Annotated in this window: 20 protein-coding genes; 7 read left to right on the forward strand and 13 right to left on the reverse strand. The window is 68.9% G+C overall.

The genetic code is table 11. From position 1 onward, the window contains the following. Positions 1–19 precede the first annotated feature (19 nt). Both Q9R33_RS01130 and Q9R33_RS01135 read right to left on the reverse strand, forming a co-directional pair. The gene (locus Q9R33_RS01130) at positions 20–502 is read right to left on the reverse strand and encodes a Fur family transcriptional regulator (protein ID WP_056370486.1); all 483 of its coding nucleotides are present in this window, start codon (positions 500–502) and stop codon (positions 20–22) included. A gap of 63 nt (positions 503–565) precedes the next feature. After that, a complete protein-coding gene (locus Q9R33_RS01135; RefSeq protein WP_310248020.1) occupies positions 566–1,561 on the reverse strand; it encodes a stage II sporulation protein M in 996 nt (331 codons plus the stop codon). Positions 1,562–1,577: 16 nt separating this feature from the next. Here Q9R33_RS01135 and Q9R33_RS01140 point away from each other — a divergent pair, with 16 nt between their 5' ends. After that, positions 1,578–2,423, forward strand: coding sequence for an RDD family protein (locus Q9R33_RS01140; protein WP_056370490.1), 846 nt, complete (start codon positions 1,578–1,580; stop codon positions 2,421–2,423). A gap of 16 nt (positions 2,424–2,439) precedes the next feature. Here the strand turns inward: Q9R33_RS01140 and ahcY are convergent, their stop codons facing one another. Further along, complete coding sequence (gene ahcY / locus Q9R33_RS01145) at positions 2,440–3,939, reverse strand: adenosylhomocysteinase (RefSeq protein ID WP_311292590.1); 1,500 nt, start codon at positions 3,937–3,939, stop codon at positions 2,440–2,442. A 22-nt stretch (positions 3,940–3,961) separates the two neighbouring features. Next, positions 3,962–4,168, reverse strand: coding sequence for a DUF3499 family protein (locus Q9R33_RS01150; RefSeq protein ID WP_109210080.1), 207 nt, complete (start codon positions 4,166–4,168; stop codon positions 3,962–3,964). Positions 4,169–4,358: 190 nt separating this feature from the next. On the opposite strand from Q9R33_RS01150, the gene Q9R33_RS01155 reads away from it, so the two are divergent. Beyond that, the gene (locus tag Q9R33_RS01155; protein WP_310248003.1) at positions 4,359–4,799 is read left to right on the forward strand and encodes a metallopeptidase family protein; all 441 of its coding nucleotides are present in this window, start codon (positions 4,359–4,361) and stop codon (positions 4,797–4,799) included. Between the two features lie 22 nt (positions 4,800–4,821). Here the strand turns inward: Q9R33_RS01155 and Q9R33_RS01160 are convergent, their stop codons facing one another. The 4 genes from Q9R33_RS01160 to manA all read right to left on the reverse strand — a co-directional run bounded on the left by Q9R33_RS01160 (position 4,822) and on the right by manA (position 10,861). After that, a complete protein-coding gene (locus Q9R33_RS01160) occupies positions 4,822–6,228 on the reverse strand; it encodes a DUF5719 family protein (protein ID WP_311292591.1) in 1,407 nt (468 codons plus the stop codon). Beyond that, positions 6,225–9,101 (reverse strand): glycosyltransferase, encoded by a 2,877-nt coding sequence (locus Q9R33_RS01165; protein ID WP_311292592.1) that lies wholly within the window; start codon positions 9,099–9,101, stop codon positions 6,225–6,227. Before Q9R33_RS01165 ends, Q9R33_RS01160 begins: the two co-directional genes overlap by 4 nt. 86 nt (positions 9,102–9,187) lie before the next feature. Next, entirely contained in the window at positions 9,188–9,514 is a 327-nt protein-coding gene (locus tag Q9R33_RS01170; RefSeq protein WP_082497093.1) for a WhiB family transcriptional regulator, read from the reverse strand. A gap of 198 nt (positions 9,515–9,712) precedes the next feature. Further along, the gene (manA, locus tag Q9R33_RS01175; RefSeq protein ID WP_311292593.1) at positions 9,713–10,861 is read right to left on the reverse strand and encodes a mannose-6-phosphate isomerase, class I; all 1,149 of its coding nucleotides are present in this window, start codon (positions 10,859–10,861) and stop codon (positions 9,713–9,715) included. A gap of 106 nt (positions 10,862–10,967) precedes the next feature. On the opposite strand from manA, the gene Q9R33_RS01180 reads away from it, so the two are divergent. Genes Q9R33_RS01180 through Q9R33_RS01190 form a run of 3 tightly spaced genes read left to right on the forward strand, consistent with a single transcriptional unit; the run spans position 10,968 to position 14,835 of the window. Then, complete coding sequence (locus tag Q9R33_RS01180) at positions 10,968–12,440, forward strand: O-antigen ligase family protein (protein ID WP_311292594.1); 1,473 nt, start codon at positions 10,968–10,970, stop codon at positions 12,438–12,440. Beyond that, entirely contained in the window at positions 12,437–13,792 is a 1,356-nt protein-coding gene (locus tag Q9R33_RS01185; protein WP_311292595.1) for an O-antigen ligase family protein, read from the forward strand. The genes Q9R33_RS01180 and Q9R33_RS01185 overlap by 4 nt, the downstream gene beginning before the upstream one ends. Positions 13,793–13,848: 56 nt before the next feature. Beyond that, a complete protein-coding gene (locus Q9R33_RS01190; protein WP_311292596.1) occupies positions 13,849–14,835 on the forward strand; it encodes a glycosyltransferase in 987 nt (328 codons plus the stop codon). Between the two features lies 1 nt (position 14,836). On the opposite strand, the gene Q9R33_RS01195 is transcribed toward Q9R33_RS01190, so the two are convergent. Both Q9R33_RS01195 and Q9R33_RS01200 read right to left on the reverse strand, forming a co-directional pair. Then, the gene (locus tag Q9R33_RS01195) at positions 14,837–15,586 is read right to left on the reverse strand and encodes an ABC transporter ATP-binding protein (protein WP_311292597.1); all 750 of its coding nucleotides are present in this window, start codon (positions 15,584–15,586) and stop codon (positions 14,837–14,839) included. Next, positions 15,586–16,392, reverse strand: a complete 807-nt coding sequence (locus Q9R33_RS01200; protein WP_311292598.1) for an ABC transporter permease — start codon at positions 16,390–16,392, stop codon at positions 15,586–15,588. The genes Q9R33_RS01195 and Q9R33_RS01200 overlap by 1 nt, the downstream gene beginning before the upstream one ends. 301 nt (positions 16,393–16,693) lie before the next feature. Here Q9R33_RS01200 and Q9R33_RS01205 point away from each other — a divergent pair, with 301 nt between their 5' ends. After that, positions 16,694–18,748 (forward strand): acyltransferase family protein, encoded by a 2,055-nt coding sequence (locus tag Q9R33_RS01205; protein WP_311292599.1) that lies wholly within the window; start codon positions 16,694–16,696, stop codon positions 18,746–18,748. Between the two features lie 359 nt (positions 18,749–19,107). Next, entirely contained in the window at positions 19,108–20,241 is a 1,134-nt protein-coding gene (locus Q9R33_RS01210; RefSeq protein ID WP_311292600.1) for an NAD-dependent epimerase/dehydratase family protein, read from the forward strand. A 79-nt stretch (positions 20,242–20,320) separates the two neighbouring features. On the opposite strand, the gene Q9R33_RS01215 is transcribed toward Q9R33_RS01210, so the two are convergent. Genes Q9R33_RS01215 through Q9R33_RS01225 form a run of 3 tightly spaced genes read right to left on the reverse strand, consistent with a single transcriptional unit; the run spans position 20,321 to position 25,346 of the window. Beyond that, a complete protein-coding gene (locus tag Q9R33_RS01215; RefSeq protein ID WP_311292601.1) occupies positions 20,321–22,465 on the reverse strand; it encodes a DUF6541 family protein in 2,145 nt (714 codons plus the stop codon). Beyond that, entirely contained in the window at positions 22,347–23,483 is a 1,137-nt protein-coding gene (gene glf, locus Q9R33_RS01220) for a UDP-galactopyranose mutase (protein WP_311292602.1), read from the reverse strand. Before glf ends, Q9R33_RS01215 begins: the two co-directional genes overlap by 119 nt. Positions 23,484–23,528: 45 nt before the next feature. Beyond that, positions 23,529–25,346, reverse strand: a complete 1,818-nt coding sequence (locus Q9R33_RS01225) for a glycosyltransferase (protein WP_311292882.1) — start codon at positions 25,344–25,346, stop codon at positions 23,529–23,531. Positions 25,347–25,353: the final 7 nt, after the last annotated feature.

Raw genomic sequence — 25,353 nt, forward strand, 5'->3', positions numbered from 1 at the left:
GGGCTGGGAATCGGACAGATCAGGATGCTGCGGCCTCGGCCCGCGCGCCCGCCCCGGCGTCGGCCGTCGAGCATGCGGGACAGATGCCCCAGAAGGTCACCTCGGCCACCTGCACGGCGTAACCGTGCGCGTCGGCGGGCGTCAGGCACGGTGCCGCTCCGACGACGCAGTCGACGTCTTCGACGGCGCCGCACTGCGAGCAGATGAGGTGGTGGTGGTTGTCGTCGACCCGCAGCTCGAACAGACCGGGGCGTCCCGCGGGCTCGATGCGGCGTGCGAGGCCGGCGTCGACGAAGTCGCCGAGGGCGTTGTACACCGACTGCAGGCTCGTGGCGGGGAGCGTCCGGGCGACGACGGCGAACAGCTCGTCGGCGCTCGCGTGAGGACGCTCGATCAGCGCATCGACGACGGCGCGCCGCGAATCGGTGACCCGCAGGCCGGCGGCACGCAGGCGCGCCGCCGTGTCGACGGCACGCGCATCGACGTCGGTGTGCGGGGTCATACGCTGAGCTTAGCTTTGTTTTGAGTGACTCAAAACAGTGATATGCGGCATCCGTCTCGGGACTCAGCCCGCGACGAGCGTCGGGGTGCCTGCCTCGTACTCGGTGAGGTCGCCGGTCTCCCCCAGCCGGTGCGCACGGCGGCCGACCACGAGCATGTAGACGAGGAAGAGGGCGAGCGCGGCAGCACCGATGCCGATCTTGACCGGCCAGGGCCAGGGCTGTGCCGTCACGAAGCCCTCGATGACGCCCGACACGCCCAGCGCGATGACGAGGCCGATCGCGATGGTCGCGAGGGAACGACCCGCCGCGGCGAGCGCTTCGCCGCGCGAACGCGGCCCGGGGGCGACCCAGGCCCAGAAGATCTGCAGCCCCGCAGCCCCGGCCACGAAGATGCACGTGAGCTCCAGCAGGCCGTGCGGGAGGATGTACAGCACGAACACGTCGCCGCGGTCGAACGCCGCCATGATCGCCGCTGCGGTGCCCACGCCCACCGCGTTCTGCACGAGCACCATGATCGGCCAGATGCCGGTGATGCCGAACAGCACGCACTGCGCGGCGATCCAGGCGTTGTTGGTCCACACCGTGCCGGCGAACACCGCCGCGGGGTTCTCGCTGTAGTAGTCCGTGAACTGGTTCTCGGCGTACTGCTCGAGCTGCGCCTGACTCCCGAGGCTCGCGACCAGCGCAGGGTCACCGGAGACCCACAGCGCGACGACGACCATCACGATGACGAAGCCGACGGCGATCGCGAGCGTGGTCCAGCGCACGCGGTACAGCGCGGCGGGCAGCTGCAGCGCGAAGAAACGCGGGATCTGGCGCATGACATTCTCGGGCGCGCCGGTCAGTCGCAACCGTGCGCGGCCCAGCATGGTCGAGATGTGATCACCCTGGATGCTGCGGCCCGCCGACGTCTTCGCATCGGCGAGGTCGGCGGAGGCCGCGCGATACCGGGTGACGAGCTCGTCCACCTCGGCGCCCGAGAGACGGCGTGCGCGGCTGAGCTCGTCGAGGCGCGCCCACTCCTCGCGCCGAGCCGCCGTCAGCGCGTCGAGGTCCATGCGCTTTACTGTAGCCATGCCCGCCGAGCAGCCCGCCATCGTCGACATCCACCAGGACGAGGTGCTCACCGGCGAGGCGGTCGCGCTCGACGTGCAGCCGCTCGGCTTCTTCATGCGTGCACTCGGGGTGATCATCGACATGATCCTCGGCGTCGTGGTGTTCCTCCTGGTGGTGTGGGGCATCACCTGGCTCGCGGGGATCGGCGCCGTCGACGAGGCGGTGATGCCGATCCTCACGATTGTGCTGCTCGTGCTCGTCATGGTGGTGATCCCGACCGTCGTCGAGACCACCAGCCATGGGCGCAGCCTCGGCAAGCTCGCCGTCGGCGGCCGCATCGTGCGGGCCGACGGCGGCGCCTCGGGCTTCCGTCACGCCTTCATCCGCGCCCTCGTGGGCGTGTTCGAGCTGTGGTTCACGGTGGGCGCCGTCGCCGCGCTCGTGGGCGCCTTCACCCCTCGCTCGCAGCGCCTCGGCGACCTCCTGGCCGGAACCTACTCCGAGCGCACGCGCACACCGCGCCTGCCCGACCCGCAACTCGGGATCCCGCCTCAGCTCGCCGAATGGGCCGCCGTCGCGGACGTCGCGCGACTCCCCGAACGCCTCTCTCGACGCTTGGCGCAGTTCGCCCGATCGGCGGCGAGCATGGAGCCGTCCGCACGCGCGCGGGTGGCAGCATCCCTCGCCCGAGAAGCCGCCGAGCACGTCTCACCGGTGCCGTCCGTCGACCCCGAGACGTTCCTCATCGGGGTCGTCGCCGTACGCCGGGAGCGCGAGCTGCGAGCGCTGCGGCTCGAGACCGCACGCGCGGACGCCCTCGCGGGGCCGGTGTCGGCGCCGCCGCGCGGATTCCCCGAGCGCTGAGCACGGGGGCCCGCGCTCAGTACCGGTAGTGCTCGAGCTTGTAGGGGCCCTCGACCGGCACGCCGATGTACGACGCCTGCTTGGGGGTGAGCTCGGTGAGCTGCACGCCGAGCGCGTCGAGGTGGAGGCGCGCGACCTTCTCATCGAGGTGCTTGGGGAGCACGTAGACCGCGGTCGGGTACTCGTCGCGCTTGGTGAAGAGCTCGAGCTGGGCGAGAACCTGGTTCGTGAACGACGCGCTCATGACGAACGACGGGTGGCCCGTCGCGTTGCCCAGGTTCAGCAGACGGCCCTCGCTCAGCACCAGCACGCTGCGCCCGTTCGGAAGACGCCACTCGTGCACCTGGGGCTTGATCTCGATCTTCTCGACCCCGGCGAGGGACTCGAGGCCCGCCATGTCGATCTCGTTGTCGAAGTGGCCGACGTTGCCGACGATCGCGAGGTGCTTGAGCCCCAGCAGGTCGTCGACGGTCACGACGTCCTTGTTGCCGGTGCCGGTGATGAGGATGTCGACCTGGTCGGCGACATCCGCGAGCCGCGCGACCTGGTAGCCGTCCATCGCGGCCTGCAGCGCGCAGATCGGGTCGACCTCGCTGACGATGACGCGCGCACCCTGCCCGCGCAGGGCCTCCGCGGCGCCCTTGCCCACGTCGCCGTAGCCGCACACGAACGCGACCTTGCCGCCCATCAGCACGTCGGTGGCGCGGTTGATGCCGTCGGGGAGCGAATGGCGGATGCCGTACTTGTTGTCGAACTTCGACTTCGTCACCGAGTCGTTCACGTTGATCGCGGGGAACAGCAGATCGCCGGATGCCGCGAGCTCGTAGAGGCGGTGAACGCCCGTGGTGGTCTCCTCCGTGACACCGAGAAGACCCTCGGCCATGCGCGTGAAGCGCTGCGGATCGCGCGCGAGGCTGGCGCGCAGGGTCTCGAGGACGATGCGGTACTCGGCGGAGTCGTCGGCCGCAGCATCCGGAACCGAACCCTCCTTCTCGAATTCGACGCCCTTGTGCACGAGGAGGGTCGCGTCGCCGCCGTCGTCGAGGATCATGTTGGGGCCGTCGAAGCCCTCCGCGGTCCAGTCGAAGATGCGGTCGGCGAGTCGCCAGTACTCCTCGAGGGTCTCGCCCTTCCAGGCGAAGACGGGGACTCCGGCGGGGGCGTCGACCGTGCCTGCCGGGCCGACCACGACGGCGGCGGCTGCTTCGTCCTGCGTGGAGAAGATGTTGCAGCTGGCCCAGCGCACCTGCGCGCCGAGGGCGACGAGGGTTTCGATGAGCACCGCGGTCTGCACCGTCATATGCAGCGACCCCGCGATGCGTGCGCCCTTCAGCGGCTGCGACGCTCCGAACTCCTCGCGCAGCGCCATGAGCCCCGGCATCTCGTTCTCGGCGAGGCGCAGCTGATGGCGCCCCGTTTCGGCGAGCGAGAGGTCGGCGACCTCGTACTCGAACCCCTCGCGGGACTCGGTGACCTCGGTGGCAGCAGGCGTGGCGACGGGCGTGTGGGTCGGCATCCGCCCATTCTCCCACGCCGGCTCAGGCGCGGAGGGTCTCGTGCCTGACGACGACCCAGCCCTTGGGTACGGAGAGGCGGTCGGTGTGGATCGCGCAGAGGTCGTGGGCGTGCGGATCGCCGACGGCGCCGAGGGGGCCGAGGGCCGCCATCTGGTCGCCGTAGTCGTAGGTGAGCGTGGACACCGCCTCACGGGCGCATCCGACCTTGGAGCAGACTCTCTCGCGCATCGGGTAGACGCTATCGCGCACGACCGACAGGGGAACGGATGCCGCGCCGCACGACGTCGCGACTGTTCCGCGTCGCCGGATCCTCAGCTGAGGACGAGAGCCGAGCTGCGGAGCCGATCGCGGCGGGCCGCCCCTCATTTCGGCTCTGGCCCTCAGCCGAGGACGCCCCTCGCAGACCTAGGATGGGGGCATGGCGTGGCGTCGGAGCAAGACCAACGAGCGTGCGCCGCGGCGCGCGTCCCGTCACGGACGCCACGGACGCGAGGGGCGCAGCTCCGTCGTCCGCCCGCCGCTGCCCCCGCTCGACACCCGCGTCGACCGGTTCGACCTGTCGGTCGGCACCGCGGCCGAATTCCTGCGGTCGGCCTGGCCGGAGCTGCGCGACGTCCGCTTCGAGGTCGCCGACATGCCCGCCGCGACCGACGACGACGGGATCCCGCGGTGGACGGTACTGCCCGACGCGGGCCGCATCATCCTCTATCGCCTGCCGATCGAGCGCCTCAGCCACATGCATCGCGACGACGATCTGCACCGGCGCATGCTCGTGGAGGGCGCCGTGTTCCGTGCGGCGGCGGAGTATCTCGATCGCGACCCGTGGGACCTCGGCCCGGAGCGCTTCCGGTACTTCTGACTCCCCGGGGTCGGGCTCCGAGTCAGGGGTAGACGACGATCTCCGGGGTCGCGACGTCGGCCGGCCACACCGGCACACCGGCGAGCGCGCCATCGCCCGCGAACGACAATCCTGCGCGCACCGGAGCCGCAGGATCGAACAGGTACAGCGTTCGCGTCGCCAGACGCACCGCGACCGACCCGTTCGCCGGAACGGTCAGGCTGATGGCCGAACCGCCGTCCGTCGGGGTCACGTTCACCGTCACGGGCTCGCCGGAAGGGTTCACCACCGTGAGCGAGGGCGTCGGGCCACCGGGCGTCGCGAACAGCGATGGCACCGTCACCTCGGGCGCCGGGGTGTACCAGGCGAAGTCGTCGCCCGCCGCGATGCCCGTCGCCTGCCACACGGCTGCGACCACGGGGGCGTCCGCCTCGACCGTGACCGTGTAGGCACCGGGTGGCAGCCCGTTCAGCGCGAGCTCGAGCGGCTTGCCGGTCTCGAGGGACAGTTCCTGGGGCTCTCCGACCGTCTCGGTGCGGCCCGCGGAGTTGACCGACACGCGCGCCGTCGCGGGAAGGTTGGGCGACAGCATCCGCAGCACCGTCGTCTCGTTCGTCGCGCCGTCCTCGTCGGTCGGACGCGTGACCGTGATCCCCGTGATCACCTGCGTGTCCTCGGTGTGGGCGATCGGCCCGACCTGATCGACCCCGCCGGGTGTGAGGGTGCGGGTGATGCTCGTCTGCAGCGATGCGTGGATCGGCGCACCGATCGCCGAAACGCGGACGACCGGCGTCTCCTCACCGAGCGCGAGGCCGGCCAGCGGCACCACGCGCTGCGTTCCCGGTGCGATCACGAGGTCCGCGCCGCCGGGCGGCGTCTCCGCTCCGTCCACCCCGTACACCGTCAGCTGCACGGTGGCGGGAACCGCGCCCGGGTTGGCGAGCAGCACCAGATCCGCGGCGCCGGTGGCTCCCGATCCGCCGACCAGCCACGAGTCGAGGAGCGGGGGGCGGCAGGCGGAGACCGCGAAGCCCGAGAGGTCGTCGGCGTTGGCCGTCGCCGCACCGGTCGCGGCGATGTCGACCGCTTGGCCGCCACGAGGCTCCGCCGTGTACGCGAGCGGGCCGGGTCCGACCCCGGTCGTCTGCAGCTGCTGCTCCGCGGCTCCCTCGCCGTCGGCGGTGCCTCCGATGACCGACTGGGGCGCGGCGAGGGTCACCGTGGACGCTGCGGTGGGGTTGCGTCCGATCGACAGCAGCCCGCCGTCGCAGGCGATCACCGATGCGGCCGGTGCCGGAGTCGCGGGGATGCTGAGGGGTTCGCGCACGACCGTCGGCCACGGCACCGAGACCGCGGTCACCACCGCGACCACGGCCATGACCGATACGGCAGTGCCGATCAGCAGGCGCGCGCTCGTCGTCGCCCACCGGAACACGCGTCGGTCGCTCATCGGCCCTCCTGCCAGTGGGGTCCCACGACACGCGGGGTGCGCCGCGCCTCGCGGATCGAAGCGGCAGTGGGCACGGCCAGCAGCAGCGCGATGCCGAAGATCGCAAGCTGTCCGAACGCGATCCAGCGGCCCAGAATCGAGACGGATGCCGCCTCCTCGGCTCTCGGCGCGATCTCGTCGACGACGCGCCACAACTCGCCTTTGGCGGTGTCGCCCACCACGACGAGGGTGTCCCGCTGGCCGAGCGCGGTCATGGCCGAGAGCCGCATCGTGCGCGCGGCATCCGTCTCCGGCTGCGTACTCGGTGCGAGCAGGATGAAGCCGACTCCCCGGGCGGCGAGCTGTCCGACGACGTCCTCCGAGGAAGGGGTGACGAGATCGGCGGCGAGCTTCGCGAGTTCGTCGTCCTGCGGGGTCGGCTCGGTGCGCGTGGACAGCAGCGTCGTCTGCCCGCCGATGGTCTCGCTCGCGCCCCACACCACCTGGGCGGCGACCCCGGCGTCCGCCTGGGGGGTGAGCACGATCGTCCCGACGTCGGGATCCTCGCGCCCTTCCGCGGCCACGAACGCGGGAAGCGTACTCGCCGGACCGTCGGCGATGGTGGCCACCCCTCGCGTGAATGCGGTGAGCGAGGGAACCGCGAGCGCCACCGCGGCCGCGAACACGAGCGCGGCCGCCACGCCGCGTACCAGCGCGACGCGGGGCGCCAGCCCGGCGTCGAGCGCCACGAGTGCACCGCCGAGGCCGCCGAGCCACGCAAGACTCAACCCGGCGCCCGGCCAGAGCGGCACGGTGATCGACTGCGCGAATGCGACCGAGATCCCCACGGCGGCGAACGCGGTACCGAGGCCGAGCGCCGTGACGACGAGTAGCACGATCCCGGCTGCCCAGCGCTGGGTGAGGGGTGCGGCGAGGGCGAGCAGCGCGGGCGGCACGGTGAGCAGCGGTACCCACCACGTGGGCCCGTCAGGCAGGATCGTCGCCCACCCGGCGAGGTCAGGGGTCGGGATGCCGGCTGCCAGCAGCGCACGCCCAGCGGCGTCCGCGGCCACCTGCGGGCCCGCCCACGGCACGCCGGGGTCGGCGACGAGGCTCCACGCCTGGCCGTTCGCGAGGGCGTTCCAGACGAGCGGGAGCGCCAGCGCGGCGGAGGGGATGAGCGTCCAGATCAGACGTGCGACGCCACGACCCGCGCGCAGGATGACGGCGGCGAGCACCGCGCCCACCCACACCACCAGCATCGCCGGCGCGAGCGAAGGAGCGGTGGCCGCCACCGCCGCCAGCAAGATGGACGCCGCACCGGCGCCGGCCCATGAGCGGTGCGCGACCGCGCCCGCATAGAACAGCCACGGCAGCAGCAGGTGGAGGATCACGCCGGTCGGGCGCCCCTGCGTCAGGGCGACCAGCAGCGTGGGCGACAGCGCCCAGACCGCTCCCCCGAGAAGTCGGAGGCTCGCCCGTTCGGTCACCCGCGTCGCGGCGAACCATCCGCCGAGCGCGGCGAGGGGCAGAGCCAGCACCCAGAGCAGCACCAGCGCGCGGGACGGCGCCCAGGCCCAGAGCGAGCCGAGCACGGCGACCACGGCGGCGAACGGATCGGCGGGACCGATCGTGTCGATGCCGAGAGCCCGCTGGCCGTACATCGCGTCGTCCCAGAGCTGCCCCACCGTGGTCGCCAGCGGCTGGAGCGCTCCCCCACCGAGGACCGGCCACGCCAGCAGCGCAGGGAACGCCGCGACCGAGACGGCGAGCGCTGCGAGCACGAGCCACGCCGCGCCGCCCGCGAAGAACCTCAGATCGCTGCGGCGGTGACCACCGAGCATGACCTCGGGGTCGTCGTCCAGTCGTTCACGCAGCTCGCCCCGCGTCGTGCGCAGGGGCGCCACCTGCGCCCATGACCCCGTGCGCGTGTGCGCGAGGTGACGGCGTGCGCGCCAGACGGGCACCAGGCGAACGACGGCGACGGCCGCCGCCGCCCACTCCGCGGCGATGCGTCCGGGCTGTTTGCGGGCCAGATCCACGATCGAGCGCCACAGCGCGAGCGGAAGGATGGTGAGCCAGTGCAGCGGTGCGACGACCGCCGGCGCGTACACGAGCCGGCGGTGCAGCTGCGCGACGCGCTGCGCATACACGGCGCGGCGCTGTCGCTGAGGTGTGAGGGGTGTCGGCAGACCCGCGACGCCGTCGCCCGCCGTGGCGACGAGTGCACTCGGCACGAGCGAGACGCGCCCGCCCGCCAGGCGGGCCCGAACGCCGAGGTCCAGCCCCTCGTCGGCGCCGGAGAGTCCCCGATCGAGGCCGCCCAGCCGCTTCCAGGCGTCGGCACGGACCAGGATGCCGCGGACGTCGGCGCCGAGCACGTCCTCCCGCGCGTCGTGCTGACCCTGGTCGAGTTCGTCGTCGGCGAGCCCGACCGTGCGGCCGAACCGCGTCATCCCGACCCCGAGCGAGACGATCTCCGTGCGGTCGTCCCAGCGCACCAGCTTGGGCGCGACGAAGGCGACCGACGGCGACAGCTCGAGCGCGCCGGCCAGGCGCGCGAGCGCGTCGGGCTCCGGCGCGGTGTCCTGCGCGAGAAGCCATACGGCGTCGCCGTCGAGACGCGGCGCGACCAGGGCGGTCGCTGCGGCGTAGGCGGTCGACGCGCCGGCCCGGAAGACGAACTCGGCGCCCGCAGCATCCGCGATCTCGAAGAGATGGTCGTCGCCCCCGCACACCACGATCGTGAGGATGTCGACAGGACGCGTCTGCTCGCGAAGCGCCGCAAGGGTGCGCTTCAGATGGAATGCCGCCGGGGTACGACCGTCGGGACGAACCACCAGGATGGCGTGGACGCGGTTGGAGGTGACGGTGTTCGACGTGGCGGTGGGCATGTCCTGGTCAGCCTAGGTCGCGCTCGAAGCTCACGCCGGGCGCACGCGCCGGGTCGGCCGGATCGACCGGCCGCCCAGCGTGCGCGTCAGCCCGCTCGGCGCTTCAGCTTGCGACGCTCGCGCTCGCTGAGACCGCCCCAGATGCCGAACCGCTCGTCGTTCTGCAGCGCATACTCGAGGCATTCGCCTCGCACGTCGCACGACGTGCAGATGCGCTTCGCATCACGCGTGGAGCCGCCCTTCTCGGGGAAGAACGCCTCCGGATCGGTCTGCGCACACAGTGCGTCGGTCTGCCAGGCGAGCGGATTGTCTTCTTCCGCATCGATGTTGCGGCGTACCCCCGGAACCCCCAGTTGAACCGGATCGACGAACCAGTCGTCGGGAACGCCGGAACGGAATTGCGAAACCGTCATGTCGTTCTCACCCCCCGTGATCCTGCTCCACGCTGGTGCGTGTTGTACGGCTAATTACACCCGTGTAGTTCGACGAGGTCAAGTCGCAGATAGTAAATGCTCAACCGTCTCTTGAACCTTCACGACGCGCCGACGGCGTGTCGCTCTGTCATAACGGTCCGATGAGAAAGCGATGAGGCGGCGGAGAGGCGCGGCGGGTCAGCGTCCGGGAAGGGCGATGAAGAGCTCGCCTCCACCCCGCACGCGCAGGCCGCCCTCGTTCGGAGTGACGAGCACGGCGGCACCCGGGGAGAGCGTCGTCGCCTCCTCGCTGGTCAATCCCACCACCGCCGGAGCGCCCGCGGTCGCGACCGCGATCGCCGGGCCCTCGAGCGCCACCTCGACGCCCTCGGCGCTCGGCGAGACCGCGAGCAGCGCGAAGTCGGCGACCGGGACGTCGTAACGGCGCACGCCCGCCGCGACCTCGCGAGGCCGGATCACGGGTGGCAGCCCCGGCGTCGGGTCGAGCACGCTGACGAGCTCCGCCGCATCGACGTGCTTGGGGGTGAGGCCGCCGCGCAGGACGTTGTCGCTCGCCGCCATCAGCTCGACGCCGAGGCCTTCGAGGTAGGCGTGCAGCACACCTGCCGGAACGAAGAGGCCCTCGCCGCGCTGCAGGGTCACGAGGTTCATGAGGAGCGCGACGACGATTCCGGGGTCGCCGGGGAACGCCGCGTCCAGCGTGCGTGCGAGTGCGAGCTCGGCGGCGAACTCGTCGGACTCGGCGGCGACGGCTGCGGCGATCACGTCGCGAGCGGCGTCGGCGCCGTCGGACAGCAGCCAGCCGATGACGGTCGCGAGTGAGGCATCCGTCGCCTGCAGACGCTCGGCGAGCGGCGCTGCACCCGGCCCCAGCTCTGCGACGAGCCGTCGTGTCGCCGCCAGGTCGCGAAGACCCGCGAGCGCGCGGAACTGGTCGCTCAGCGCGACGATGAGCTCGGGCTTGTGGTTCGCGTCGCGGTAGGTGCGATCGCCGGCGTCGCGCGGGATGCCCGCGGCCTCTTCGCGCGCGAAGCCCTCCTCGGCCTGAGCCTTCGACGGGTGAGCCTGAATGGAGAGAGCGGATGCTGCGGCCAGCAGCTTGAGCAGGTACGGCAGCGGTTCGCCGACACCCGATGCGGCGCCCTCGTCCGCGATCCACTGGTCGAGCGTGCGACCGTCGGCGGTCTCGGACGGATCGCCGGGGTGGTCACCGAACCACACCTCCGCCTCGGGACGACCGGACGCCTCGCGCCCCTCGAGATCGGCGAGCAGGGAAGTCGAGCCCCAGGCGTAATCACGGGGGTCGTTCGCGAGCGGGATCAGCACCCGAACAGCCTAGCCAGCCGGGGGAACCTTGCCCCGTCCTCCCCCGGCCGCCCCCGCTCGTCGAGCGAGCGAAGCGAGTCGAAACGCCCGGGGTAACCTGAGAGCGATGGCCGTCCATTCGAAGCATCCGGCGTCGGCGCCGCCGGAACCGCCGGTCCGCGAGAACACCGGCCACCTCATGCTGCGCGGCTGGTGCATCTTCGTGCTCTTCATGTCGCTGTCGGGCACCGCGTGGGTGAATGCCTTCGGTCAGACGGCGGCGACGGTCATCACGATCGCGGGCGGCGTTCTTTCCGCCGTCCTGTGGATCGTGCTGCGGCCGCCCGTGCAGTGGCGGCGACTGCCCTGGTTCGTGGTCGCGTACGTCGCGTGGGCCACGCTTTCGATGACGTGGTCGGCCTGGCCCGGAACGACCGCGCTCACACTGCTTCTCCTGTGGATCACCACGCTGCAGGCGCTCTTCATCGGCAGCGTGCTGACCTGGCGCGAGCTCGTGCGCGCCGCCGCCTCGGCCCTCAAATGGGTGGTGGCGCTCTCCTTCGTGTTCGAGCTGTGGGTCTGGGTGTTCATCCGCGGGCCGATCATGCCGGGCTGGATCATCGAGAAGGCCGACGACCCGATCGAGTACTGGTCGCGCGGCAACCTGTTCGAGTGGGACAAGCGCATCCAGGGCATCATGGGCAACGCCAATCTGCTCGCCCCGGTGGCCCTGCTGGCGATCATCGTGTTCGGCATCCGTCTCGCCTCCGGTGCCCCGCGACGCACCTTCCTGTGGATCTGGATCGGGCTGTCGGCCTTCCTGTTCGTGCGCGCGGGGTCGGCGACCGCGTACCTCACTGCCGCCGCGGTGGTCGTCGTGCTGGTCACGGTGCTGCTGATGAGGACGGCGACGAAACCCGGCGAGCGCACGAAGTACTACGTCGCCTACGTCGTCGTGGGCTTGGGTGGACTCGTGGCCTTGTGGCTCACGCGCGACCTGATCTTCTCGTCCCTGGGCCGCAGCGCCGACCTCACGGGCCGCGAGGGCATCTGGGAGGAGGTGCTGGCACGCACCGGCGAGCGCCCGTGGACCGGGTGGGGCTTCGCGACTCCCTGGGTCACGGCCGACCCGGCGTTCGACATCCGCATCATCGACCACGGGCAACTCGTCATGCAGGCCCACAACATGTGGGTCGACGTCTCGATGCAGCTCGGCATCATCGGCGTCGTGCTGCTCGCGCTCCTCTACCTCGCGTTCGTGTGGCGCGCATGGTTCTTCGCGATCGACAGGCCGCGATGGGACCTCCGCGCCGATCGCCCCTACTCGCCGCTGACCCTGCTGCCCACGCTGGTGGGCGCCATCCTCCTGGTTCAGGGACTGGCCGAGTCGAGCCCGCTGCTGCTGTGGGGCTGGCTGTTCCTCGTGATGCTCGGCTCCAAGATCAAGCAGTCGCCGCACGTCGGCGTCGGCCCCGCCGAGGAGACGGCCGCGATCGAGCGCGGCGAGGCCGTCGCGCGTGACGAACCCGGTGGACGCGAGCCGGGGACCACCGCGGCCACGGCGGACCGCCGGCCCCGGGCTTCAGGGCGCGGCGCGTGACCGACTCGCCGCATGCCGCAGCTCCCGGGTGGCTGGGCACACTGCTGGCCTCGGCATCCTTCGCCCGCGCGTTCACTCTCGTCGTCTTCGCCACCGTCTTCTCGGCGTACGCGATCGAGCGGATCGCGGGCCGCGTCACCTACGTCACCATCGTCACCGGGCTCTGCGTCTTCGGTCTCGCCGTGATGATCTCGCGCCGCCGCGAGCTCTCGCTGCTGAGGCTCGTGCCGACGACGGTCCTGATGTTCATCGCCTGGGCTTTCGCCAGCATCTTCTGGTCGAGCGATGCCACCACCTCGTTCTGGAACTGGGTGTCGATGGCCGCACTCGCGTTCCTCGCGGTCGTGATCGGCCACGTCCGTGACACGCTGCAGACGGTGCGCGCTCTCGGCGATGTGCTGCGCGTGCTCCTCGGCGTCTCGCTCGCGCTCGAGGTGCTCTCGGGCATCCTGCTCGACGTGCCGTTCACGTTCCTCGGCATCCAGGGCAAGATCGCCGAGCTCGGACCGGTGCAGGGCATCTTCGGCACACGCAACCTGCTCGGCTTCGTCGCCGTGATGGCGCTCATCACCTTCCTCATCGAGTACCGCACGCAGTCGGTGCGCCCCGGCGTCTCAGTGGCGTCGGTGGTCCTGGCGGGGGGCCTCGCTGCCCTGAGCGACTCCCCCACCGTCGTCGTGCTCGCCCTGGGCGTCGGACTCGCCGTCGGCGCCCTCGCCCTCGTGCGCCACACCCGGCCCGAGCGCCGCGCCGGCCTGCAGCTCGCTCTCGGCGCCCTTGTCGTGGTCGGAGTGGTCGTGGGCTACACGGCACGGCACCAGATCATCGCGCTGCTCGGCGCCGGCACCGACTTCTCGATGCGCGTCGAGCTGTGGAACTTCATGGTCGACATCCTCCGCCAGAAGCCCGTGCAGGGCTTCGGGTGGTTCGGCGCCTGGGACCGGGGCGAGTACCCCTTCAACGCCATCAACTTCTGGCTCGACAAGGATCACGCCACCGGGTTGAACGCGTACTTCGACGTGGCGCTGCAGCTCGGGTGGGTCGGATTGGTGCTGTTCCTCGCGCTCGGGGCGCTGGCCTTGGGGCGGTCCTGGCTGGTCGCCGGCGAGCGGCGGTCGGTGGTGTACGCGTGGACGCCGTTGATGCTCGTGGCGCTCCTCGTGGACTCGATGTTCGAGAGCTTCACGCTCACAGGGCTCGGGTGGCTCATGCTCGTCCTGTGCGCGGTGCGCGCGGGCCAGTCGCGTTCGTGGCGCGAGACGCTGGACCGCGGGACGGATGCTGGGGATGGGGGTTCTGCGGAGGGGTCAGGGCTGCCGCACGCCCAGGGAGAGCAAGGGACGGCAGGGTAGGCTTCTCTCCGGCCCGACGTCTCGGCGCCAGCCATCGTTTTCCGGAGATCATCCCCGTGACCCACGTTCCGTCTGCCGCGCAGTTCGACCCTTCCTCCGCGACCATCGCCGTCGTGACCTACAACAGGTCAGGCCTTCTGACGCGGCTGCTGACGAGCATGACGACGATGGACCCGAAGCCCGGTCACATCGTCGTCATCGACAACGCTTCGACCGACGATACGACCGATGTCGTCGAGTCGTTTCGCGAGCGCCTTGAGCCGTCGACGCTGGTCTACCACCGCATGGAGAGCAACACCGGCGGCTCGGGCGGCTTCAGTGAGGGCATGCGAGTCGCGTATGAGCTCGGCTCCGAGTGGATCTGGCTGATGGACGACGACGTCGAGGTCCTCCCCGACGGCCTCGCCAAGATGGGCAAGTGGGCTCCCCGCTTCAAGAGCATCCAGGGCCGCCGCTACGACTACGACGGCAGCGAGTTCTACTGGCAGTACCGCGTCGCCGAACGCATGGGGATCCCGATCCCGTTCGCGCCCGCGACGTTCGACGCATCGGGGTACAAGCCGATGAACTCCGGATGCTTCGAGGGCATGTTCATCCATCGCGACATCGTGCAGCAGATCGGGCTACCCGACCCCCGCTTCTTCATCTACTGGGACGACCAGACGTACGGCTGGCTGGCCTCGCGGAAGACGCAGTCGGTCATCGTCGACGAATTCGTGCTGCGCCGCACCCGCGAGATCAAGCAGTGGGACATGGGCATCCGCCACATGAACGCGTCCAGCAACGCGTACCGCTACTACATCATGCGCAACCGGTCGATCATCAAGCGCTATTACCGGTCGCTGCGGGTCTACAACCCGGTGCTCTTCGGTCTCGGCACAACGTTGACGTTCATCAAGGAACTCGTCCGACTCGTGTTCGTGGAGCGCACCATCCGCGGCACGTCCAATCTGTTCCGCGGGCTCCGCGACGGACGCAAGATCGCGAAGGATGCCTCGTGGCAGCCGATGCCGCCGCTCGAGGCAGCGACGGCTGAAGCCTGATTCACACGCCCGTCGGATAGTCGGCGTTGTACCGGTCGAGCACTTCGTCGATCGGTGCGTCCATCGCCAGATGGTGCTTGTCGAGGTAAAGACCGCGCGTGCAGAAGCGGCGCAGGTCACGTTCGCTGTGTGACACGAAGAACAACGTCCGCCCGTCGGCGAGAAGTTCGTCGATGCGCTGGTAGCACTTCTCACGGAAAGCTTTGTCCCCGACCGCGAGAACCTCGTCGACGAGGAGGATCGGCTCTTCGAGTTGCGACACGACAGAGAAGGCCAAGCGCACCTTCATGCCGTTGCTCAGGTGCTTGTACGGTGTGTCGACGAAGTCGTCGAGTTCGGCGAAGTCGATGATCCCGTCGAATCGACGCGCGACTTCGGCCTTCGACATCCCGTGCAAGCCCGAGGTCAGGCGCACATTCTCGCGCACCGTGAGGTCGCCGACGAAGCCGCCGGTGATCTCGATGAGCGGTGCGACGCCGCCGTTGACCGAGACGGATCCTTCGTCCGCCAGAAGCACCCCGGCGACGAGCTTCAGCAGCGTCGACTTGCCTTGGCCGTTGCGTCCGACCACGCCGATGGATTCCCCAGGTTTCACGTCGAAACTGACATCGCGCAGCGCCCAGAACTCCCCCGGCTTCGATCGTCGCGTCGAGTCCGAGAACAGATCTTTGATGCTGCGCCGCCCCCGCCGATTGCGGCGGAAGCGCACGCCGAGGCCCCGCACCTCGATCGCCCGATCGGATGCGGTCATCACAGCTCCTTCAGCACGGGGCGCTCGAGCCGCCGGAAGACGACGATCCCGAGGGCGAGGAACAGGAAAGACATGATCGCCCCTATGCCGATGACCCACGGATCCCACTCCTCCGCGAAAAACCCGACTCGGTAGAGGGCGAAGATGCCCGAGAGCGGGTTGAACGCAGCGAGTGTCGCGAATGCGCCGGGAAGGTCCTCCACGCCGTAGATCACGGGCGATGCATAGAAGAGCGCGCGCAGGATGAGCTTCGTCGTGCGCTCGAGATCTGTCCAGAGCACACAGAGCGGCGCGACCAGCAGACCGAGCCCGACGAGGAGCACCGTCTGCAGCGCGATCGCGACGGGGATCCAGAGAAGGCCCCAGTTGAGTTGAGCGGGTGTGTCGGAGAATCCCGAGAGGAGCACGAAGAGCGCCAGCACCGGCAGCGAGCACAGGAACTCGATGCCCTTGCTGAGCACGATGCGATTGACCCAGATCGAGCGTGGGATAGCGGTGGAGCGCACCAGGCGCGCGTCCTTGTTGAACGCGCGCGTGAAGTCCGACACCGACGAATTGAACCAGACCCACGGCAGCAGAGCGGTGATGAGGAACACGATGTACGGCTCATGTCCGACCGTCCGCTGGAACACCTGAGTGAACACGAACCAGTAGATGGCGCTCATCACGAGCGGATCGAGGATGGACCAGAGGTATCCGAGAGCGCTCGTGGCGTAGCGCACCTTGAGGTCGCGCGCCGAGAGCAACCACAGCGAGTGGAGGTAGCGCCGGGCGGATCCGGGGGCGCCGACGGCGGCTGTGGTCACAGTGACGAGTCTATTCGGACGGTAGACACCAGGTTGCCCGAGGGATGCGGCGACTACATCGACGCCTCGCTTGAGAGGACGTCCGCCACGGTCCACTGCGCCGCGTTCGAGTGTTACGCACCAGCTCCCAGATCGCCCGCGATCCAGGTCTTCTCCCAGAACCGCCCCGGCTAGAATCCTTCTCGGACGAACCCGCGCATTCCGCTCGGTGGCGCGAAGCGGAAGGCTGGAGGGGCGTGATGGTGGAGGTCACCGGTAGTCCATCTCGTTGTGCCCGAGGTGGAAGCATCCTGTTCCGATCGTGAGTGCACAAGTTCCGAGCCGCAAAGCGGCCAAGTCAGGCTTCCGTCCCGAGATCCAGGTCTTGCGGGCGATCGCCGTCGGCGTCGTCGTGGTTTACCACCTCTGGCCCGGTCGCTTGCCAGGCGGCTTCGTCGGCGTCGACGTCTTCTTCGTGATCTCCGGCTACTTGATCACGGCACACCTCCTGCGCAGCAGCATGCGACCGGGCGGACTTCGCCTGTTCTCGTTCTGGGGAAATCGCGCCCGCCGCCTGCTTCCGCTTGCAAGCGTGGTCCTTGTGGTCTCGGTCGGGCTGGTCCTGGCGTTTCTCCCGCAATCCGAGTGGCGCGCGAACTTGCGCAACATCATCGCCGCCGCGTTGTATGTCGAGAACTGGGCACTGGCCAGCAGCTCTGTGAACTACCTCGAGCAGGATCAGCAGCCTGTGATCTCACAGCACTTCTGGTCACTCTCAGCTGAAGAGCAGTTCTACATCGTGTGGCCTCTCCTGCTGCTGTTCGCGATCTTTCTGGCACGAAAGATGCACCGAGGTGTTGGCCGACGATCGACGTTCGACTCCGCGGGCGCCCGGCTCGAAACACGCATCCGTCTCTTCGGGCTCGTCGCGATCGGATTGGTTTTCGCACTATCTCTGCTCGCCTCGCTGTGGCTGACCCACGCTGAGCCCGGTCTCGCCTACTTCGCCACGACGACTCGCGCATGGGAGTTCGCCGCTGGCGGCTTACTTGCCTTCGTCCCCCACGCGGGTTTTGAAACCGCACCACCTCGGCGCGCGCTTGTGGCCCGGACGGCCGCATCATGGGCATCGGTCGTCCTCATTTTGGGCTCCGCCTTCCTCATTTCCGAGACGACGCCATTCCCTGGCACCGCCGCTCTTGTGCCTGTGGTGGGGACGTGTCTGTTCCTTTGGGCAGGCAACGTACCGGGACCACTCTCGCCTGCAGCGACATCCCGCATACGCCCGCTCACCTACCTCGGTGATATCTCGTACGGGATCTATCTTTGGCACTGGCCGTTGATCATCGTCGCCCCCTTCGTTCTCGGCCGGCCGCCGGACACGTTCGGCAAGCTGGCGGTCATCGCCCTCACAATCGCGCTGGCCGCAGTCAGCAAGATCACGATCGAGGATCCGTTCCGATTCGGCGCGGTGTGGCGAGTCACCGTGCGCAGATCCTTTTATCCCGCGGCCGTCGGGATGCTCGCCGTTACCGCACTGACGGGGTCCGTCATCGTCGGCATGGACCAAGCGTCAGCGGCGGCAGCACGGCAACAGGCAGCGATGCCGGCGCCGAGCGTCGCTGCGACTACGGCCCCTGACACCCCGCTGACCCCACTGGTCGCCGACCGCAAGCAGGACTTCGGCGTCATGTACGACTGCTTCGACATGGCAGGCAAGGAGCCCCTGTCGTGCGAGTACGGAAGTCCTGACTCCGAGTTCTCCGTGGCAATTGTCGGCGATTCGCACGCCGCTCATCTGATTCCCGCAGCGAAGTCCCTTGCCGAACAGCGTGGGTGGCGCCTCACCACATACGTCGGTATGAGTTGCGACGATGGCCTTCGCGACTCGTGTCCGGGCAGCCCGGAGTGGTTGGGCTCGATCGCTGAGGGGGACTACGATCTCGTCCTCTACAGCGCGTTCAGGAACTCGGCGACGCCGGCAGATGATCGAGTCGCTTTTGTCGCTGCGCTGAGGGATGCGGGCGTGCCACTGGTTCTCGTCGCGGATGTCCCCTACAACCCCGCCGACTCGCAGGAGTGCGTCGACAACAGCGGGGGGTCCGCCGCCGCCGCGGCAAGTTGCACAACCTCACGGGCTGACGCACTTGATGTCTATCCGGATGCCATCCCGACCCTCAGCACAGACCTCGGCGTCCCGTTCGTCGATCTCACCAGCAACTTCTGCGACGACTCGGGCTGCAAGGCCGTACTCGGAAATGTCGTGGTATACCAGGACACGCCCGGTTCTCACCTCACGAACACCGTCTCGACAATGCTCGCAGGGCCGCTTGGCGAATCACTGGATGAGATGCGCGTCACGCCGACGAGCCGATAGCGGACAGCGACGTGTAGCCCCCGAGCAACGCGTACCCTCGACGCGTGCGCAACGGTGCATGCGTCGAGAATCGCGACCGCAGACTCGACGTCTACGGGCCGTCCGTGTTCTCCCGGGACCCGAGCCTCGAGCGCACGTTCCGCGGCACCTCGAACCTGATCCGCGGTCTGCGTGATGGACGGAGCATCGCGAATGCTGCGTCCTGTCAGCCAATCCCTCGACTCGAGGGCACGGACGCCGAAGTGACGCGCGCGGGCACGGGCACCTGTCGCAAGCAGGCCATCACGGACCATTAGTATGGGAGTCCCACTCGCCCGCCACGAACACAGCGCGAGGCTCCTGACCGCGGCGGAGGTCCCATGACTGAGCATGTCCTGATTACGGGCGGCGCGGGCTTCATCGGCTCGCATCTCGCACGCCGGTTCCACGAAGCTGGCCACCGGGTGACGATCCTGGACGCGTTCATCCCACAGGTGCATGGCGGCCCGGAGGCCTGTCTGGCGCACCAGCGGTTCCTCGAGGGGTTCGCGAACGTCGTGCGCGGCTCCGTCGCGTCGGCGGACGATCTGCGTCACGCGCTACGTGGGACGACGGCCGTCGTGCACCTTGCCGCGGAGACCGGAACTGCGCAGTCCATGTACGAGGTCGACCGGTATGTCTCCACGAATGTGGGCGGCACAGCGAAGCTGCTGGATTTGATCGGTGACGGCGGCCATGCCGTTCGGCGAGTGGTGGTCGCATCGTCTCGGGCGATCTACGGCGAAGGCGCTTACGTCACCGCGAGGGGAAAGGTGGTCTACCCGCCGCACCGTTCCGAGCGCGACCTGGCCGCCGGACGATTCGAAGTGGTCGTGCCCGGGGAAGGTCCTCTCACCCTGATCCCCACGGCGGAGAACGCTCGGATCCAGCCTGCGAGCGTGTACGGCATCACCAAGCAGGCGCAGGAATCCCTCGTGATGACGGTCGCGCCCGCCCGGGATGTTGAGGCCGTCGCGCTGAGGTATCAGAACGTATACGGGCCTGGACAGTCGTTGAAGAACCCCTATACCGGCATCCTCTCGATCTTCTCGACGCTCATTCGCCAGGGCAAGGAGATCAACATCTTCGAAGACGGCCGGGAGTCCCGCGACTTCATCTTCATCGACGACGTCGTCGAGGCGACCTACCTCGCGGTCGTCGAGCCCGCTGCCGCAGGCTCGGTGTTCAATGTCGGCTCGGGCGTACCTATTGCTGTCACGGACGTCGTGACCGGCCTCATGGACGCGTTCGGCGTAGAAGTTCCCACCCGCATCTCGGGCAGCTACCGCGTCGGCGACATCAGGCACAATGTCGCGGATACCCGCCGGATCCGCGACGTCCTCGGTTTCGAGGCCTCTGTCGATTTCGCCCAGGGGGTCGCAGCATTCGCCGAATGGGTACAGAACGAGCCCGCCCCAGATGACTCCTATGAGCGCTCACTGGAAGAGCTGACGAAGCGCCGCCTGCTGAAGTAGAACGCGCCCAACCCCTGCTCGCCCAGATCGCGGCACGCGCTCGCATCCGCCTGCGGAACCCGCGCAGAGCCATCGGCGATCAATCGAGCTCGCCGCACTGGTCGATCCGGTACAGCCGCGTCGATCCTTCCGAGGCGACGAGAGTGAACAGCCCCGCTGCAACCGCTTCGCGCGGACCGGGGAAGTGGTTGCCCGATGGGTCGCCCCCTCCCAACTCGTGCGTGTCGTAGACCAGATATCTCACTCGCAGCGCGTCCAGCGCGGTACAGACCGCCGGGTCCTCCTCGATGTCGGCCAACCGCCACGCGAGGGTGAGCCGATCCGCGTCCCATTGACCGTTGACGTGGGGGAAGACGGGTTCCACGCCGCCGAAGACGAGTGTCCATGCGGATCCGTCCCAAGGATCGCCCAACACGCGCTGCCCCTCGGGGACGACGTCGCCCATCCCATCGAAGAACTCGATCTGCGCGCGCGACACCACCTGCTGCCCCGCGTCATGCTCGGGGAGCGCGAAGACGGCGCCGATCGAGGCTGAGACTCCCGTCAGCGCCATCGTCAGCGCGGATGCGGCGGTGATGACCCACGCGAGCGCAACCGCGAGCGGGCCGCTACCGACGCCCACCCGGCGCGATCGTCTCGATCGCGCGATCGCGGCCGCCACTGTCAGCACGCCGAAGGCCGCAAGTGCCACGCCGAGCACGGGTAGCGCCGAGCTGAGCCGGTACTTGTCCTTGTACCAGAGGCCAGTCGCGAACTTCGTCAGTATGTCGTCCGAGCCGGCGGCGAAGACGAAGAGGACGGCCAGCAGCGCATAGGAGACGATCACCCACCGCAACCGGCCCCGCCACGCGCCGATCGCACCGCAGATCACGGCGGCCGCGAGCAGCAACGCCGGCCACGTCGGCGCGGCTCCGACGCCGGTGAGCCACGACTGCGAGAGCACCTGCCAGACGCCTTGCCAGATCGACTGCATCGCCTGTGCCTGTGGCCCGCCGAGGCGATCGTCCACCGGGCGCTCCAGCAGATCCACACGCGCGATCAGATACCACAGCGCCGCGACCGCGACACTCACGACGACGGCGAGGACGATGAGGGTGAATCCGACCGTACGGCGAAGAGAGGCACGGCGTCCCCTGCGAAAAGCCCCGCCGGCGATTCCGATCGCCGGCGGGGCGAGGAGAAGTGCCCACGTCGCCACGACGCGGGGCTGACTGAACATGACCGCGGACAATGCCATCACCGTGCCTACCGCCGTCCAGCCGATGATGCGTGCTCCTTCCGCCGGGGCGGCGTTGCGCATCGCACGCCACCCCAGCACGGGAACGGCGATCGCAACGGGCAGGAGGGCGGTCGCGAGGAAAGTGGGATAGAGGGTTCCCCACGCCAGCAGGGCATACGGCATCGCGCCGAAGGCCGCACCCAGCGGCAGCGCTACCAGCGCCACGGTCGTGCCGTGGGCACGCGGGATCACCACCTCAGCGAGCCAAGCCGCGCCGGGCAGCCATACCACTGCGGTCGTTGCGAGCCAGCCGGCATTGACGGCGGTCCCGATGGGGGCCCCAGTCGTCTGGATGACCGCCGTCGCCAGCGAATGCCACGCTGAGGGATAGAAGGCGAAGGAACGGTCGGTCTCGATGAGCCCACGCAAGGTCGCGGACGACGCGTCCCCGTGATCGAGGATCGAGGCAATGGCCGACAGATGGAAGACGTTGTCGTAGGTTTGGCTGACGAGGGACGGCTGGGGCACTGCGGCGAACGCGACCACGCCGATCAGCGCCGATGCCAGGACCCACGACACCAGTGTCGGCACCGGGCGGTTCGTCCGAGGTACCAGCGGGAGCGGCGCCCGACGAGCTATGAACCAGCATGCCGCCGCGAGAATGGCGGCGATTATGAGTGCCTGCCACGCTGCGAACGGGACTCCTGCGAACGAGAACACCACTCCTGCCGCTCCGATGGAGACGATGGAGACCGCGCCCGCCAGGGCGGTACGCGCGACGAGTCCGAGGCGGAGGGGCGCGAGGGCGATCTGCCCGGGCAACTGCAGGAACGCCGCCGCAGCGAACAGCGCGGGCAGCGCTGAGATCCAGCCGTCGTCTGTCACGTCAAGCGAGCTGGTTGTTCCACATCGACAGCGCCGAGCCGATCGCCATGTGCATGTCCAGGTACTGGTACGTCCCCAGGCGCCCACCGAAATGGACGTCGGGTTCGTCTGTCGTCGCATCGCGGTACGCCAGGAGTCGGGCGCGATCCTCGGGTGCGTTCACCGGATAATACGGCTCGTCGTCGCGGGAGGCGAACCTGGAGTACTCGCGGACGATGACTGTCTTGTCCTTCGGGTACCGGTCGGCACGCTCCGGGTGGAAGTGCTTGAACTCGTGAATGCGAGTGAAGGGCACATCCGCGTCCGCATAATTCATGACACTGGTTCCCTGGTAGTCGCCGATCTCCAACACCTCCTGCTCGAAGTCGAGAGTGCGCCACGAGAGGGCCCCCTCCGCGAAATCGAAGTAGCGGTCCACCGGACCCGTGTAGACGATCGGCACGCGGCCTACGGTGTCGGCTTTATTGAACGGTTGCGCCGGGTCGAAGAAGTCGGTGTCGAGGCGGACATCGATGTTCGTGTGGTCGGCCATGCGTTCCAGCCAAGCGGTGTACCCGTCGACGGGCAGACCTTCCCACGTGTCGTTGAAGTAGCGGTTGTCGTACGTGTAGCGAACCGGCAGCCGGCTGATGATCTCTGCGGGCAGCTCAGTCGGCGGGGTCTGCCACTGCTTGGCGGTGTAATCGCGAATGAACGCCTCGTACAACGGGCGGCCGATCAGCCCGATCGCACGCTGTTCGAGATTCCCAGCCGAGCGTGCGTCGTACTCCCCCGCGAGCTCGTGCACGAGCTCCCGGGCGGCGTCGGGGCCGTAGGCGGCCCGGAAGAACTGATTGATCGTGCCCAGATTGATCGGCAGCGGGTACACGACGCCACGGTGCGTCGTGTACACACGGTGCACGTAGTCGGTGAACGTCGTGAAGCGGTTGACGTAAGCCCATACGCTCGCGTTGGAGGTGTGGAAGAGATGCGCGCCGTACCGGTGGACTTCGATCCCCGTCGTGGCCTCATCCTCGCTGTAGGCGTTGCCTCCGATGTGAGGACGTCGATCGATGACGGTGACCTTCCGCCCAGACTCGGCCGCCCGTTCGGCGATCGTGAGACCGAAGAAGCCGGATCCGACGATGAGGAGATCCATACGAGTGTGCCGTGCCTTCCCGGCGCTTTCGGCGCCCACGACAGTCTACGGAGACGTGGGGGCCTCCCCGGAAAATCGAGAGCGCCAGGCGCGCGCCGATGACGATCCCGGTGCGGCGGCCCGGTATGTTCGCGCCAGTCGCCTCCAGCGCCACCAGAGCTTCCAGCGCGCGGCCACGGCCGCCTTCAGCTCCCCGATCGCACGCGACCGGTCGCGCTGGAAAACGAACACACCGTTTCCTGATGCCGAATCGACGACAGCGAGGTCCAGCAGCCCGATCGCCCACCACTTTCCCTCTTGCCTTCGAAGGCTTGCGTGGCGTCCGTCGTTGCCTCGGCGGAGCTGGTGCATGAGGACGCGCGCTGCCCGCACGGCCGCTCCTCCCAGGCCGCTCGGGCGCGCGACCTTTACGCGCTCAGCCGGCGGGGCAGCCCCACGCTCGACCGGCCGCTGGCCGAGCTGGCTGAGGATTGCCGCTGCACGCGCAGGCCCGGCGCGGAGCACTGGCTCCAGATGGCCCGGTCCCGAGAGGATGTCCCGCAACGCGGTGTTCCGCAGTCGCGCGGAGCCGTACTGTGCGCAGATGATGTGATTCACGTCCTGAGCCAGCGACCAGGCCAGCACTCCCCGCCCGCCATGCAGGAGCGCAGTCACGACGCGATTGCGCAGCTGGAAGTACGCCTGCCAGTCGAGTCCGTCGTCCTTCGCGGTCCATGGCATGTGCCAGATCGCGGCGCCCGGCAGACTCACGGTGCGTACCCCGCTCGCTGCCGCGCGAAGCCCGAACTCGGCGTCGTCCCACTTGATGAAGTAGGGCAGAGACGCGCCGTGGTCGCGCACCAATGAAGCCGGGACCAGGCACATCCACCAGCCGTTGAAGTCGACCTCTATGCGACGACTGAGCTGCGGCGTGCGGTCGATCGTGTGCACGGCGAGATCGATCCCCGACAGCGTCGGGTCGACCGGTTCCCACCAGAATCCACGCGCCGCGACGCGTTCGCCGAACGAGTGGAGCCTGGTCGGATCCACCAGGCTGAGCATGTGGCCGCCGACGATCGCAGGAGCGAGGGTGCGCCTGCCGAACTCGAGCAGGCGAAGCACGGATTCAGGCTCGATGCGGACGTCGTCATCGAGCAGCAGGACGAATGGGGTGGACTCCCCCTCCACGGTCTCGACCATGCCCCTGCTGAATCCGCCGGAGCCACCGAGGTTCGGCTGCCGCTCGAGACGAAGACGATCGCCGAGCGTCTGCGCAACGTCCGAAAAGCCCTCAGCCTCCGCCAACCGGCGAGTCCCCTGGTCGACCACGACGATCCGCTCGACCGCGGCCTTGACCGTCTCGTCCCGACCCAGGCGGGCGAGCAGAGCAATGCAGTCGGCCTCCCGGTCGAAGGTCGTGACGCAGACGGTCGCGGTACCCGGCCGAACAACGGGAGTCTCACCGCACCAGGCGATGCTGCGCAGCTCCGCTCTCCCACTCGGGGCCGCTGCCTCGAGCCAGAGCCAGCCGCCTTCGTCGTCCGTGTCGATCCGGATATCCAGGCTGACGATGCCGCTCGCGGCCTGCATCCGCGCGGCCTGCGTGATCTCGCCGTGCGCGTTCGTGCGTCGCACGACGATGTCGGCTGAACCGTCGACATCCATCTCCAGCCGCACGGAGGCGAGTCCGGTCCAATGCCGCCAATACCCGCTCGGGAACGCGCCGAAGTAAGTGGCGAAGGAGACTGTTGCACCTTCTCCGAGCACGACCCTGTCCCGCGACCAGGTGCAGTCCCCGGCTCCCCGCAGATACAAAGAGGCGGGGGACTCTTCGGCTTCGGATGGCAGCACCGTCCTCCACAACACCTGGGCGCCATCGATCATCTCGCTC

This window comes from Microbacterium sp. PRC9 (genome assembly GCF_031844125.1).
In the GTDB taxonomy this organism is placed as follows: Bacteria; Actinomycetota; Actinomycetes; order Actinomycetales; family Microbacteriaceae; genus Microbacterium.

Bases quoted from the DNA above. Each gene is read 5' to 3' on its own strand.
- Q9R33_RS01130 (WP_056370486.1), bottom strand. From the start codon at position 502: ATGACCCCGCACACCGACGTCGATGCGCGTGCCGTCGACACGGCGGCG.
- Q9R33_RS01135 (WP_310248020.1), bottom strand. From the start codon at position 1,561: ATGGACCTCGACGCGCTGACGGCGGCTCGGCGCGAGGAGTGGGCGCGC.
- Q9R33_RS01140 (WP_056370490.1), top strand. From the start codon at position 1,578: ATGCCCGCCGAGCAGCCCGCCATCGTCGACATCCACCAGGACGAGGTG.
- ahcY (WP_311292590.1), bottom strand. From the start codon at position 3,939: ATGCCGACCCACACGCCCGTCGCCACGCCTGCTGCCACCGAGGTCACC.
- Q9R33_RS01150 (WP_109210080.1), bottom strand. From the start codon at position 4,168: ATGCGCGAGAGAGTCTGCTCCAAGGTCGGATGCGCCCGTGAGGCGGTG.
- Q9R33_RS01155 (WP_310248003.1), top strand. From the start codon at position 4,359: ATGGCGTGGCGTCGGAGCAAGACCAACGAGCGTGCGCCGCGGCGCGCG.
- Q9R33_RS01160 (WP_311292591.1), bottom strand. From the start codon at position 6,228: ATGAGCGACCGACGCGTGTTCCGGTGGGCGACGACGAGCGCGCGCCTG.
- Q9R33_RS01165 (WP_311292592.1), bottom strand. From the start codon at position 9,101: ATGCCCACCGCCACGTCGAACACCGTCACCTCCAACCGCGTCCACGCC.
- Q9R33_RS01170 (WP_082497093.1), bottom strand. From the start codon at position 9,514: ATGACGGTTTCGCAATTCCGTTCCGGCGTTCCCGACGACTGGTTCGTC.
- Q9R33_RS01180 (WP_311292594.1), top strand. From the start codon at position 10,968: ATGGCCGTCCATTCGAAGCATCCGGCGTCGGCGCCGCCGGAACCGCCG.
- Q9R33_RS01195 (WP_311292597.1), bottom strand. From the start codon at position 15,586: ATGACCGCATCCGATCGGGCGATCGAGGTGCGGGGCCTCGGCGTGCGC.
- Q9R33_RS01210 (WP_311292600.1), top strand. From the start codon at position 19,108: ATGACTGAGCATGTCCTGATTACGGGCGGCGCGGGCTTCATCGGCTCG.
- Q9R33_RS01215 (WP_311292601.1), bottom strand. From the start codon at position 22,465: ATGCGACGACAGACGAACCCGACGTCCATTTCGGTGGGCGCCTGGGGA.
- glf (WP_311292602.1), bottom strand. From the start codon at position 23,483: ATGGATCTCCTCATCGTCGGATCCGGCTTCTTCGGTCTCACGATCGCC.
- Q9R33_RS01225 (WP_311292882.1), bottom strand. From the start codon at position 25,346: ATGATCGATGGCGCCCAGGTGTTGTGGAGGACGGTGCTGCCATCCGAA.